General features: G+C 65.7%; 10 protein-coding genes, 6 tRNA genes and 1 pseudogene. 3 read left to right on the top strand and 14 right to left on the bottom strand.

The window, feature by feature from the left end; genetic code table 11:
* Positions 1 to 64 precede the first annotated feature (64 nt).
* Both AGI3411_RS24440 and AGI3411_RS24435 read left to right on the top strand, forming a co-directional pair.
* Entirely contained in the window at positions 65 to 568 is a 504-nt protein-coding gene (locus AGI3411_RS24440) for a peroxiredoxin (protein ID WP_129529911.1), read from the top strand.
* A gap of 86 nt (positions 569 to 654) precedes the next feature.
* A complete protein-coding gene (locus AGI3411_RS24435; protein ID WP_129529986.1) occupies positions 655 to 2016 on the top strand; it encodes an MFS transporter in 1362 nt (453 codons plus the stop codon).
* A gap of 16 nt (positions 2017 to 2032) precedes the next feature.
* On the opposite strand, the pseudogene AGI3411_RS24430 reads toward AGI3411_RS24435, so the two are convergent.
* The 3 genes and pseudogenes from AGI3411_RS24430 to AGI3411_RS24420 all read right to left on the bottom strand — a co-directional run bounded on the left by AGI3411_RS24430 (position 2033) and on the right by AGI3411_RS24420 (position 5634).
* Positions 2033 to 2880 (bottom strand): annotated as a pseudogene (locus tag AGI3411_RS24430) (EamA family transporter).
* The gene (bioB, locus tag AGI3411_RS24425; protein ID WP_129529910.1) at positions 2877 to 3896 is read right to left on the bottom strand and encodes a biotin synthase BioB; all 1020 of its coding nucleotides are present in this window, start codon (positions 3894 to 3896) and stop codon (positions 2877 to 2879) included. Before bioB ends, AGI3411_RS24430 begins: the two are co-directional and overlap by 4 nt.
* Positions 3897 to 4140: 244 nt before the next feature.
* Positions 4141 to 5634, bottom strand: coding sequence for a helix-turn-helix transcriptional regulator (locus tag AGI3411_RS24420; RefSeq protein ID WP_129529909.1), 1494 nt, complete (start codon positions 5632 to 5634; stop codon positions 4141 to 4143).
* 269 nt (positions 5635 to 5903) lie between these two features.
* Here AGI3411_RS24420 and AGI3411_RS24415 point away from each other — a divergent pair, with 269 nt between their 5' ends.
* The gene (locus AGI3411_RS24415; RefSeq protein ID WP_129529908.1) at positions 5904 to 6560 is read left to right on the top strand and encodes a GntR family transcriptional regulator; all 657 of its coding nucleotides are present in this window, start codon (positions 5904 to 5906) and stop codon (positions 6558 to 6560) included.
* A 53-nt stretch (positions 6561 to 6613) separates the two neighbouring features.
* Here the strand turns inward: AGI3411_RS24415 and AGI3411_RS24410 are convergent, their stop codons facing one another.
* The 11 genes from AGI3411_RS24410 to AGI3411_RS24360 form a co-directional block, all read right to left on the bottom strand.
* A complete protein-coding gene (locus tag AGI3411_RS24410) occupies positions 6614 to 8095 on the bottom strand; it encodes an aldehyde dehydrogenase (protein WP_129529907.1) in 1482 nt (493 codons plus the stop codon).
* 10 nt (positions 8096 to 8105) lie between these two features.
* Positions 8106 to 8981 (bottom strand): 4-hydroxy-tetrahydrodipicolinate synthase, encoded by an 876-nt coding sequence (gene dapA, locus AGI3411_RS24405; protein ID WP_129529906.1) that lies wholly within the window; start codon positions 8979 to 8981, stop codon positions 8106 to 8108.
* A gap of 77 nt (positions 8982 to 9058) precedes the next feature.
* Entirely contained in the window at positions 9059 to 10378 is a 1320-nt protein-coding gene (locus tag AGI3411_RS24400) for a TRAP transporter large permease (protein ID WP_129529905.1), read from the bottom strand.
* Positions 10378 to 10893 (bottom strand): TRAP transporter small permease subunit, encoded by a 516-nt coding sequence (locus AGI3411_RS24395; protein WP_043544402.1) that lies wholly within the window; start codon positions 10891 to 10893, stop codon positions 10378 to 10380. Before AGI3411_RS24395 ends, AGI3411_RS24400 begins: the two co-directional genes overlap by 1 nt.
* A 19-nt stretch (positions 10894 to 10912) precedes the next feature.
* Positions 10913 to 11968, bottom strand: coding sequence for a TRAP transporter substrate-binding protein DctP (gene dctP, locus AGI3411_RS24390; RefSeq protein WP_129529904.1), 1056 nt, complete (start codon positions 11966 to 11968; stop codon positions 10913 to 10915).
* A gap of 248 nt (positions 11969 to 12216) precedes the next feature.
* A tRNA-Asp gene (locus AGI3411_RS24385) sits at positions 12217 to 12293 on the bottom strand.
* 69 nt (positions 12294 to 12362) lie between these two features.
* Positions 12363 to 12438, bottom strand: a tRNA-Glu gene (locus AGI3411_RS24380).
* A gap of 36 nt (positions 12439 to 12474) precedes the next feature.
* A tRNA-Ala gene (locus tag AGI3411_RS24375) sits at positions 12475 to 12550 on the bottom strand.
* Positions 12551 to 12653: 103 nt separating this feature from the next.
* Positions 12654 to 12730: transfer RNA gene (locus AGI3411_RS24370), tRNA-Asp, on the bottom strand.
* A gap of 69 nt (positions 12731 to 12799) precedes the next feature.
* Positions 12800 to 12875: transfer RNA gene (locus AGI3411_RS24365), tRNA-Glu, on the bottom strand.
* Positions 12876 to 12915: 40 nt separating this feature from the next.
* Positions 12916 to 12991, bottom strand: a tRNA-Ala gene (locus AGI3411_RS24360).

Raw genomic sequence — 12991 nt, 5'->3', positions numbered from 1 at the left:
CTATGATGGAGCCTGTGGGGCGATCCTGCCCCAATGCATTGCCCCTTTTCCCCTGGAGATCTCCATGACGATCAAAGTCGGCGACCGCGTGCCGGATGGCACCCTGACCGAATTCATCGAAACCGAAACCGCCGGCTGCTCGCTGGGCCCCAACGCGTTCCAGGTCGCCGATCTGGCCCGCGGCAAGACCATCGCGCTGTTTGCCGTGCCGGGCGCGTTCACGCCCACCTGCTCCGCCAAGCACCTACCGGGCTACGTGGAACAGGCCGCGGCCTTGAAGGCCAAGGGCGTCGATGAAATCTGGTGCGTGTCCGTCAATGATGCGTTCGTCATGGGCGCCTGGGGCCGCGAACAGAAAACGGACGGCAAGGTCCGCATGCTGGCCGACGGTTCCGCGCTGTGGACCCAGGCGCTGGGCCTGGAGCTGGACCTGATCCAGCGCGGCATGGGCGTGCGCTCGCAACGCTACTCGGCGCTGATCGTCGACGGCGTGGTCAAGCAGCTGAACGTCGAAGCGCCTGGCAAGTTCGAAGTCAGCGACGCCGCCACGATGCTGTCGCAAGTCTGACCCAACGCAGTTCCTGTTTTACCGCTCAACGTTGCGGGCCGCCCTGGCGGCCCGCAATGCTACCGCCAGCAGCGGTTGCCGACGCCATGCTTGCCACCCTTTCCTCATTCTCGTCGCTGTACTTCGCGACCTTGCTGATGCTGATCGGCACAGGTCTTTTCAATACCTATATGGGGCTTCGGCTGACGGCGCAATCCGTCAGCGAAGTGTGGATCGGCGCCCTGATCGCCGGCTACTACCTGGGCCTGGTCTGCGGCGCGCGGCTAGGCCACCGGTTGATCATCCGCGTGGGCCACATCCGGGCATTCGTCGCCTGTGCGGCCATCGCCACCAGCATGATCCTGGCGCAGACGCTGGTCGACTCCATGCCACTGTGGCTGGTGTTCCGCGTCATTTCGGGCATCGTCATGGTGACCGAATTCATGGTGATCGAGAGCTGGCTCAACGAGCAGACCGAAAACCACCAGCGCGGGCGCGTCTTTTCCGTCTACATGGTCGTGTCCGGCCTGGGCACGGTGCTGGGGCAGCTGGCCCTGACCGCGTATGCCACGCTGGACCTGCGGCCGCTGACCCTGGTGGCGATGTGCCTGGTGCTGTGCCTGGTGCCCATCGCCGTCACGGCGCGCTCCCACCCGCCGACGCCGCTGCCGGCGCCGCTGGACATCCGTTTCTTCATGCGGCGCGTGCCGCTGTCGATGACGGTGCTGTTCGTGGCGGGCAATCTTTCCGGCGCCTTCTACGGCCTGGCCGCGGTCTATGCCGCCAAGCACGGGCTTTCCACGTCGCAGGCGGCCATCTTCGTGGCCGCCGCGGTAACCGCGGGCCTCTTGTCGCAATGGCCCATGGGCTGGCTGTCCGACCGCATCAACCGGGCGGGCCTGATACGCTTTAATGCCTTGCTGCTGGTGCTGTTGCCCGCCGTCATGTGGGGCTGGATCGCGCTGCCGTACTGGGCGCTGGTCGCCATGTCCTGCGTCTTCGGCATGCTGCAGTTCACCCTGTATCCGCTGGGCGCGGCGTTCGCCAACGACCACGTCGAATCCGAGCGCCGCGTCAGCCTGTCGGCCGTGCTGCTCATGACCTACGGCGTGGGGGCCTGCGTGGGGCCCATGATCGCGGGCGTGCTGATGTCCGTGGCCGGCCCCAGCATGTACTACGTGTTCACGTCGGCATGCGCGGTGATCCTGGTCTGGCATGTGCGTCCCACGCGGGTCACCGGCGCCCACCAGGTGGAAGAGGCGCCGACGCACTTCGTGCCGATGCCCGACACCCTGCAGAGCTCGCCCGCCGCGGCGGTGCTGGATCCTCGCGTGGATCCCGAGAACGACATCTCCATGGAAATGGCGCAGCCCGATCCGGCGGCCGTCGCGCCGGCGGCCGAGCCCGTTCCGCAAGCGCCTGCCGAGGACGAGGCAGGCGAGGGCCGGCAGGTCCGCACCGGCACCTGAGTCCGGGATGGCGCCCTTACCAGGGCGCCATCAGCACGATGGCGGCCAGCGCCAGGGCGATGCCCAGCAGGTTCAGCCGCGACAGCGGTTCACGGAAGGCCAGCGCGCCGACCAGTGTGCCCAGGGTGATCACGCCCATGTTCATCGACGCGAACACCAGCGCGGGATGTAGGTCAGGATGTTGCCGAAGTTCGCCAGCCCCAGCGCCACGCCGGCGGCGAGATGCCGGGGGTGGCACCGCACCCGGCGCAGCAGCAGGTATGCCAGCATCAGCAGGCCGGCGATCACGAAAGCCAGGAGCAGGCCGCCCGCGAAAGCGGTGCCCGCGCGCGCCATCTGTTTGAACAGGATGTCGATGACCCCGTAGCCCAGCCACACGGCCAGCGGCCAAAGCCACGTCGCGCGGCCGTTGCCGGGCTCGCCGCCGGCGGGCTCCTGCGCCGGCGCCGCGCGGCGAAGCAGGCAGAACAACGCGCCGGCGGCCAGCAGGATCGCGGCCAGCTTGCGGCCGCTGGGCGGTTCGCCGAACAGCAGGAACGCCGCCAGCAGCGGGATGAACAGCGACAGGCGCTGCGCCGCGTCGCTGCGCACGATGCCGGCATGGCGCACGGCCGCCGCCATCGCCAGGAACACACTGGGCAGCAGCACGCCCAGCGCGGCCAGCACCAGCCAGGGCGTCCGCGGCGTCAGCAGGCCGGCCGGATCCGGCCGCAGCACGGCCCAGCAGAGTAGGGCGGCTACGAGGTAGTTCATGGCGATGGCCTGCCGCACGTCCACCTGGTAGCGCCTGGCGAGCTTCAGCAGTACGGCCACGGTCACGCTGCAGGCGACGCTGGCCAGGAGGTAGAGCAGGCCTGGGGTCAGCGGCACGTCGCGGCTTCCTGCCCCAAATGCTGGGCAGCGTCGACCCGCATGCCCAGGCGGGCCAGCAGGCGCTGGTCGGCTTCCATCTGGGGATTGGCGGTGGTCAGCAGCGCATCGCCGTAGAACATGGAATTGGCGCCAGCCATGAAGCACAGGGCCTGCAGCGCGTCATCCATCGCTTCGCGGCCGGCCGACAGGCGCACGGCGGCGCGAGGCATGGCGATACGGGCCACCGCGATGGTGCGCACGAATTCGAAGGGATCCAGCGCTTCCCCGCCAGCCAGCGGGGTGCCTTCTACCTGGACGAGGTTGTTGATCGGCACGGATTCGGGATAGGGCTCCATGCTGGCCAGCTGGGCGATCAGGCCGGCGCGCTCGCGCCGCGATTCGCCCATGCCCACGATGCCGCCGCAGCACACGCTGATGCCTGCGTCGCGCACGCGGTCCAGCGTGTCCAAGCGGTCCTGGTAAGTGCGCGTGGAAATGATCTTGCCGTAGAACTCGGGCGAAGTGTCCAGATTGTGGTTGTAGTAATCCAGCCCGGCATGCTTGAGCTGTTCGGCCTGCCCCTCGCGCAGCATGCCCAGGGTGACGCAGGTTTCAAGGCCCAGCGCCTTGACGGCGCTGACCATTTGGGCCACCGCGTCCAGGTGGTGCGGCTTGGGGCTGCGCCAGGCGGCGCCCATGCAGAAGCGCTGCGCGCCGCCCGCCTGCGCGGCGCGCGCTGCCGCCACCACGTCTTCCAGCGGCATCAGCTTGTCGGCGTCCAGGCCGGTGTCGTAGTGCGAGGATTGCGGGCAATAGGCGCAATCCTCGGGACAGCCGCCCGTCTTGATCGACAGCAGGCTGGAGAGCTGGATGGCGTTCGGATCGAAATGGGCGCGGTGCGTCTGCTGGGCGCGGAAAACCAGGTCCATGAACGGCAGCTCGTAGAGCGCCATGATGTCGGCGGCGCTCCAGGCGGGGGCGGACGCGGGCTTGGCGGCCGTCGGGACGGGGATGTAGGCGGTCTGCATGAACGGGCTCCTGTCGGTCTTGCGGAATCGAGCCGCTTGCTAGGCAAGGGCAGGATCGGCGGATCGTAAGAAGCTGCGCAGGGTTTGCGCAATGCAGCCGGTATGGGCGGAATTAATGGATATTAGTAGTTATTTTCGCCGGAAATAAGCGATTTTAATGGTCGCATATCGCTAACGCGGCCTCATCTTCGGCGACGGGGTGGGTCCGATTATTTTGAATCAAATTGTAAACAACCCGTTGCGATCAACCCGCCTGAGGCTTGTCTCTTCTGCGCGGCGATTCGTGGCCGGTGATGCCGCGGTCGCGCGCCCAGACAATGGCGGCGCTGCGGCGATGCACGCCGATCTTGCTGTAGATCGTCGCCACGTGATTGCGCACGGTGTTGCGCGACAGTTTCAGGCTCTTGGCGATGCCGTCGTCGTCGTGGCCCTGGCACATCAGGCCCAGCACCTCGCGCTCGCGCGACGTGAGCTGGGCGAGGTCCGCGACGTCGCGCGTGGCGGGCGCGGGCTGGCGCAGCTGCGCCAGCTTGTCGATGATGCTGCGGCTGAACCAGGAGGTGTCTTGCATGACGGCCTCGATGGCGGTCAGCAATTCCGTCTCCGAGCGTTTGCGTTCGGTGATGTCCTGCATCGCGGCCAGTACCTGTGGCAGGCCGCCGATCGTGACAGATTCGGCCGACACCAGGCAGTCCAGCTGCCCGCCGGCCCGCGTGACCAGCGCGGCTTCCCGGTTGCGGATGCGTTCCCCGCGCTTCAGGTCCGCGGCCATGTCTGCGCAGGCTTGCAGGCCCAGCTCGGCCAGCGGCTGTCCGATGCAGTGCTCGGCGCTGACGCCGATGGCCACGGCGAAGGCGTCGTTGACTTCCCGCGTCAGCAGGTCGTCGCCTTCACAGAGCACCATGGGCACGGGGGCCAGGCGAAAGGCCGTCGAGAAGCGCTCCGCGTTTTCGCGCAAGGCCAGTTCGGTGCGCGTGCGCGCCTCCAGGTCCAGGTAGGTGAACAGCATGCAGGGCTCGCCGTCCATGTCGATCGGCTGCCCGGTCGCGATCACGGCGTTGTCGCCGCCGTCCGCCCGTTTCACCACGCCTTCGCGCTGCGAGATGGCCTGCCCCTTGTTGAGCCGGGCGATCGCATCTCCCTTGTCCTCGCCGCCGCCCAGCAAGTCGAGTTCACGGGCCGACTTTCCCAGCACCGCTTCGCGCGTGCTGCCCGTCATGTCCAGAAAGCCCTGGTTCACTTTCACGCAGCGCAGGTCTTGCAGTCGGCAGACCACGGCGGGAACGGGATTGCTGCCAAAGTCGGAGTCGAAGTGCGCTTCGGCGCGGGGCTTGCCGGTCTGGTCGTGCAGGATCAGCACGCGGTAGTCCGCGCCGTCGCCGTTTCGCAGGTGCAGGCCACGCACGCGCACGTGCCGCAGGAATTCCCCATCGTCCTTGCGCCGCAGGTTCAGCTGCAGGTCGTCGAACGGTTCGGCCGCCGCCAGACGGTCCAGCGGATACTGGCGGGCGGGCACGCGGTGATGGCTGCGGCTGGTGAGGGTGTAGCGCTTGCGGTAGCCGGATGGCGTGCTGCCCAGGTCTTCGAGCCTGTCGGTGCCATGGAGGCCGAGAGCGCTGGCATTGGCCCAGGCGATGGTGCCGTTGGGTTCCAGCAGGATGATGCCTTCGTTCAATCCAGCGATGATGCTCTGCAAATGCTGGCGGTGCGCATGGTGGGCGTCGGCGTTCGCGGTCACGTAGTCCTCTTCATTTCGCTGGGCACGAACGCAAAGAATGAAGGCACGCTGTTCCGCTGTCCAGATAGCGAAATGGACGAGTCTGAGGGTAGGGGAGGTTCGCACCCTTCGGCGGCCTCACGTCCGGCGATGGCGCGATAGTTTGCGAGAGTGCCTAGGCGTGGCGCGCTGTAATCTAATATACTAAAAAAATATTAACGATCGCTGCAGGGGGCTTGCCGGCTTCCGCGAGGCGTGCCCACTCTCGCAGGATCCTGGTCATTGTTTTCATGAATCACTCCCCTCCCATCGTCAAAACACGCGCCACCGAAGCCGCCTACGATGCGATCGAGCAAATGATCGCAACGCTCAAGCTCGAACCCAATCAGCCGATCGTCGAAAGCGACCTGATCCAGCTGACCGGCCTGGGCCGCACGCCCATCCGCGAGGCGTTGATGCGCCTGGTCGCCAGCGGGCTGATCGAGCAGCAGCCGCGCCGCGGCCTGCGCGTGAGCGAGATCCGCATCGCCGAGCACTTGATCCTGATCGAAACCCGCCGGGTGTTGGAGCGCCTGATCGCCATGTCCTCGGCGCGCCGCGCCACGCCGGAGCAGCGCGCCAAACTGCTCCAGCATGCGCACGATATGGTTGATGCCGCCGGGCGCGGAGACCTGGCCGGCTACATGCACGCCGACCAGGCCCTGGACCGGGTCAATCACGAAGCCAGCCGCAATCCCTATGCGGTGCAGGCGATCATTCCCATGATCATTCAGTGCCGCCGGTTCTGGTACGCCTTCCAGCATGAAGGCGATCTGGAGCGCGGCGCCCAGTGCCACCTGATGGAGGCCGAGGGCATCTACGCCAATGACCCGGAGCGGGCCATGGCCGGAGCGGACGCATTGATGAGCTACCTGATGGAATTCACCCACACGGTGATCGAAGGGTGATGGCGGCGCGGGCCCGGCCTCTGGGGTCGGGTCCGCGCCCTAGCGCATGAAGGTCAGTTCACGTACCAGATGGTCTTGACTTGCTGGTATTGATCCAGCGCTTCCAGGCCATTGTCGCGGCCGCCGAAGCCGGACTGCTTGTAGCCGCCGAAGGGCGTGGTGATGTCGCCTTCCGAGAATCCATTGATCGACACCGTGCCGGCCTGGATGGCTCGCGCCACGCGTTGCGCGCGGCGCACATCGCGGGTGTACAGCGAAGCGGCCAGGCCATACTGGCTGTCGTTAGCCAGTTCGATGGCCTCCGCCTCGGTGTCGAACGCCGTAACCGCGAGAATCGGGCCGAAAACCTCTTCCTGGAATAGCCGGGAGCTCGCGGACACCGCGTCGAAGATCGTCGGTTCGACGTACCAGCCGCTGCCTAGTTCCGAATGAATGCGTCCGCCATGCGCCAGCCGGGCGCCCTCGGCCGCGGCGCCTTCGAGGAAGCCGCGCACTTTGTCGAAATGCGCGCGCTCGATCAGCGGGCCGATTTTGACGTCGGCCTCGGTGGGCAGGCCTACTTTCCATTCCGAGAGGCGCTGGCGCAGCCGGTCGAGCAGGGCGTCCTTGATTCCGGCCTGCACGATCAGGCGCGAACCGCAGCTGCAGTTCTCTCCCATGTTCCAGAAGGCCGCGGCGAGCACGTGATCGACCAGGCCGTCCAGGTCGGCGTCGTCGAAAATCACCTGAGGGCTCTTGCCACCGCATTCCAGCACGATTTCCTTGAGATTGCTCTCGGCGGAATACTTGAGGAAATACCTTCCCACCTCGGTCGAACCGGTGAACGACACCACGTCCACGCCCATATGGCGGCCGATGGCCTGGCCGACGGTTTCGCCCAAACCCGTGACTAGTATCAGGGCGCCTGCCGGTACGCCGGCCTGATGGGCGAGCTGGGTCATGCGGTAGGCGCTCAGGGAGGTCAGCTCGGCGGGCTTGACGATCACCGAATTGCCGGCGGCCAGAGCCGGGGCCACCTTCCAGGCATACATCTGCGCCGGGAAATTCCACGGCAGCACCGCGCCCACGACGCCTATGGGTTCCTTCACGATCAGGCCCAGCGCCTCTGGCCCCGTCGGCGAGATGCGTCCGAAGCACTTATCCACGGCTTCGGCATACCAGCGGAACGTGTCCAGCGTGGCCGGCATGTCGGTATTCAGGCATTCAGTGATCGGCTTGCCGGCGTCGACGCAGTCCAGCGCGGCCAGTTCTTCGGCGTGCTCGGCCAGCAGGCCGGCCCAGGCCAGCATGATGCGCTTGCGTTCGGCCGGCGCCAGGCCCGACCACTCGCCCGATTTGAAGCTGGCGCGGGCGGCCTGCACGGCGCGGTCCACGTCGGCAGCCGTGCCGGCTTCGATCGAACCGATCACGCTGTTGTCGATGGGCGTGGTGTTCTCGAGACGGGCCCCCGGCGCAGCATGGCCGGGAATCAGGTTGCCCGCCCATAGCTGCCCGGCGCGGGCCTGCTCGAAAATCTGCTCTTTGGCTTGCGGCATGGCGGTTCCCCTATCCTTGGTAGGCATCGAGCATGGCCAGGAACGCGCGCTCGTCCTCGGCCGACAAGGGCGCCAGCGGCAGGCGCACCGTCCCGGCGTCGACGCCGTGGCGGCGGCAGCCGAGCTTGGCCTTCTGGTTATAGTCGCCGGATTCCATCGCCTGGATCACCGGGTACATGCCGCTCATCAGCGCGCGGACGTCATCCCAGCGTTGTTCGGCGGCCGCCTTGACCATAGCTGCCTGTTCGGCGGGGAACACGTTGGCGCCGCCGCTGATCCAGCTGCGCACGCCCCAGAACAGGAAGTCGGCGGCCATGTCGTCGGAGCCGCTGATGATCTGGAAATCCGGAATGCGGGCCTGGATCAGCGCGAGCGCGCGGTTGAAGTTGCCGCTGCTTTCCTTGATGCCGATGATATTGGGGACGCGGGCCAGTTCGATCACCGTTTCCACTGCGATCTGCACGCCGATGCGGGCCGGGAAATCGTAAAGGATGATGGGCAGCGGCGTGGCGGCCGCCACGGTGCGGAAATGCTGCAGGATGCCCGCCTGCTCGGGCAGGCTGTACGGCGGGGCGGTCAGCATCAGGCCTTCATAGCCCAGTTCCCGGGCTTGATGGGCGTTGCGGATCGCTTCGGGCGTGGAGAGCGCATTGATGCCGGCGATCAGCGTGATGCGTCCGCTTGCGGCCTCCGCCACCGTGCGCAGCACCAGCTCGCGCTCGGCGTCCTCCAGGGCGTAGAACTCGCCGGTCGTGCCGCAGGCCACGATGCCGGCCACGCCCGCTTCCACGAAGCGTTCCACCAGCTGCCGCAGGGCATCGGCATTCACGCGGCCGTCCGCGCCGAACGGCGTCACGATGGGTACCAGGACTCCTTCGATATTCATACGTCTTCCTATTGCAGAAAAAGCGCCCGTATCGCCGGGCAAAAGCGAGGCCCCGCGGGCCCGCAAACCAGGTTTGTTCAGAAGCCCACGATGCGCTGCGGCAGCCAGGTCGCCAAGGCGGGGAACAGCGCCACGATCGCCAGCGTCACGAACTGCACCAGGATGAAGGGCAACACGCCCCTGCACACCTGGCCGTACTTCATGTCCGGCGGGGCGATCGACAGCAGGTAGAAAATCGACGAGGCCATGGGCGGTGTCAGGTAGCTCGTCTGGATCACGATGATCACCAGCGCGCCGAACCAGATCGGATCGACGCCCGCGGCCGTGAGGACGGGCAGGAACAGCGGCACGCAGATCAGCACGTTGGCCGTCCAGTCCAGGACGAAGCCCAGCAGGAAGACGATGCACAGGAACAGGACCAGCGTGCCGTTGACGCCCAGGCCCAGGTCCGCCGTCAGGCCCTGGATCAGGCGCGAGCCGCCGTTGGCCGCGAAGATGCCGGTGAACATGATGCCGCCGGCCACGATCAGCAGGATCATCGCCGAAATGCGGACCGTGATCGCCAGGGATTCGCGCATCATCGACAGGCTGAACTGGCCGTAGCAGATGCACAGGATCAAGGCGCCGACGGCGCCCACGGCGGCCGCCTCGGTGGGCGAGGCGATGCCCGCCATCAGCGAACCCAGCACGGCGAAGATCAGCAGCATCGTGGGCACGAGCCCGCTCAGCGTGATGCGCAGCTTGGACGCCAGCGGCAGTCGCATGTCCTCGGCGTCGGCGGGCGGGCCTTTCTTCGGGTTCAGCACGCAAACGCCGATGATGTACAGGACGAACAGCCCCACCATGATCAGGCCGGGGAACAGCATGGCGGCGAACAGTTCGCCCACTGAAACCTGCGCCAGCGAGGCATACACCACAGCCACCACCGACGGCGGAATCATCGTGCCCAGCGAGCCGCCGGCGCAGATGGTTCCCGCGATCAGCGAGTTGTCGTAGCGGAAGCGCTGCATCGCCGGGATGGCCATCAGCCCCACCATGACCTCGACCGCGCCGACCACGCCGGCGGCCGCCGCAAAGGTTGCGCCCATGGCGATGGTCGCCACGGCCAGACCGCCCGGCAGGCGCCCCAGCCAGAGCTGCATGGTGCGGAACAGGCGCGCCGCGATCCCCGAGCGTTCCAGGATCGCGCCCATCAGCACGAACATGGGAATCGCGGACAGGATGTAGTTGGTGGCGGCCGAGTAAAGCCCGCCGTAGAGCTGGTTGAAGACATTCCCGCCGAAGGCGAACCAGCCGGCGATGAGGGCGGGGATGATCAGGGAAAGGGAAACCGGGATGCCCAGGAAGATCAGCAGGAACATCCCCGGGAACATCAGCGCTGCGACAGTCGGATTCATCAATGTTCCTTCGCGGCGGGGGAGCGCTGGCCGGCAAAGGCGCGCAGGCCCTCGGACGCGAGTTGCAGGGTCATCGCGATCAGGCCGATCGCGATCAGCAGATAGAAAGGCCACATCACCGGCGCCCAGGGACTGACCGTCTCGACTTCGTGGCGCACCCAGGCGCGCCAGGTGTGCGAGACGGCGATCGAGGACAGCACGCCGAACAGCGGCGCCAGGATCAGCAGGTAGGCGACGCCCTGGACCGCGTTGTTGAAGCGGGCCGGCAGGCGGTTGCGCAGCACGTCGATGCGGATATGGGCGTCTTCCCGCAGGACATAGGCCATGCCCAGCAGGAACACCGCGCCGTTGCTCATATAGGCGATGTCGAACGCCCACACCGTCGGCGCATCGAACACATAGCGCGCGAAGACTTCGTACACCATCGCCAGGGTCAGCACTGCCGCCGATATGCTGGCCAGCAGAGAAGCGAATCGGGACACACCGTTGGCAAACCGGGCCAGGACATCGAGCATGATCGCCTTCCCCGCCGCGTCAGTTGCGAACCAGGTAGCCGCTCTCGGCCTTCCAGCGCTCGTGATAGGCCTGGTAATCAGCCAGCACCTCGGCCATGTCCGGCTTGCCGGCGGCCTTCTGCGCTTCGGCGGTCTTGCGCATCCAGTCGTTGCCCGCATCGGAAAGCTGCTTCACGAACTCGGGGCCGAGCGTGATGATCTCGTTGCGGCCGCTGCGGTACTTCGCCATGGCCTTCATGTCGGCGTCGTAGAACGAGTCCAGCCCTTGCTGCGTGGTGAGCTCGGCGGCGGCTTCGATCAGCGGTTTCAGGTCGGCCGGCACCTTGTCCCAGGTCTCCTGCTTCACCACCACTTCCCACATGAACGTGGGCTGGTGCACGCCTGGCACCACGATGTACTTCGCGGCCTGGTGAAATCCTTCGGGCATGTTGGCCGACGGCGGTGCCCATTCCACGGCATCCACGCCCTTGCGCTGCAGCAGGGTGTAGGTTTCGCCCGGCGGCACCACGGTCGGCACCGCGCCGAAGTAGTCGCGCATCACTTCCGCCCAGGGGCCGGAGGTGCGGTATTTCAGGTTCTTCAGGTCTTCCGCATTGCGGATCGGCTTGTTGGCGTGCGCCATGATCTCGGAGGAGCCGATTCCCACGATCATGGTCTTCAAGCCTTGATGGGCGCGCAGCTTTTCGAGTTTCTGCCTGCCGCCGCCTTCGTACAGCCAGGCCTTGTAGGCATCCGGGCCCATGCCGCCCGGGAAGCCCGAGAAGATGGCGTTTTCCGGATTCTGGTTGACCAGATAGCTGGACGTGGAATGGCCTGCCTCGACCACGCCATCCTGCACGGCATCGAAAACCTTCAGCGCTGGCACGATCACGCCTGCGCCAAACGGCTGGATCTCCACCCGTCCGCCCGTCAGCGTCTTGGTATTGGAAGCAAAGCGTTCAAGGAAATTCTTGTAGAAAGGCGAGCCCTCCGGAACGGAGGTCGGCACTCGCCAGGTGACCTCCGCCGCGGCGGCGGAGCCGGCGGCGCATGCCGAAATGACGGTGGCGGCCAGTGCGCGGATCAGTGTTTTCATGGTTTCCCCTTGTGGATGTGGACATCGAACCGGTCTTTGCGGGCACAGTCTAATATCCATTAAATATATTAACAACATATTTAAGGGTAAGCCCTAGGCGCGGGCTTGAACCGTGCCGATGCCGGCAGCGCGGCCTGCGAGAGGGAGGGAGGGGTAAGCCGGGGAGGGGGGGGGGCTTGCCGCGCGAATCGGGCCCGGAAATGACAAAAGCCCTGTAAGCAACGGCTTACAAGGCTTTCTTTGATCTTTGGCGGAGCGGACGGGACTCGAACCCGCGACCCCCGGCGTGACAGGCCGGTATTCTAACCAACTGAACTACCGCTCCGCAGCGGCTTACTCAACAACTTGGTCACTTCAACTGCATCTAGGTACTGCGTACTACGTGCCAGCAAGCTGGCGTCCCCTAGGGGATTCGAACCCCTGTACTCACCGTGAAAGGGTGATGTCCTAGGCCTCTAGACGAAGGGGACCTGAACAAACAGCAATGTTACTACCGTACTGCTTACTGGTGGAGGTAAGCGGGATCGAACCGCTGACCTCTTGCATGCCATGCAAGCGCTCTCCCAGCTGAGCTATACCCCCCAGGAATCCTTGCTGCCTCAAACTGCCGGCAACCAGGCCTTACACCCTAAAAAGCAAAAAGCCCCGAATACGGAGCTCTTGAAAGACCCTGAACGAGAGCTTTTGGCGGAGCGGACGGGACTCGAACCCGCGACCCCCGGCGTGACAGGCCGGTATTCTAACCAACTGAACTACCGCTCCGCAGCGGCTTACTCAACAACTTGGTCACTTCAACTGCATCTAGGTACTGCGTACTGCGTGCCAGCGAACTGGCGTCCCCTAGGGGATTCGAACCCCTGTACTCACCGTGAAAGGGTGATGTCCTAGGCCTCTAGACGAAGGGGACCTGGACCTGCAAAACTCGTACTGCGTTCTTCGCTTTGGGCTGGTGGAGGTAAGCGGGATCGAACCGCTGACCTCTTGCATGCCATGCAAGCGCTCTCCCAGCTGAGCTATACCCCC

The organism is Achromobacter agilis, assembly GCF_900496965.1.
Lineage (GTDB): Bacteria > Pseudomonadota > Gammaproteobacteria > Burkholderiales > Burkholderiaceae_B > Achromobacter > Achromobacter agilis.
This window is presented reverse-complemented; position numbering and strand designations above follow the sequence as displayed.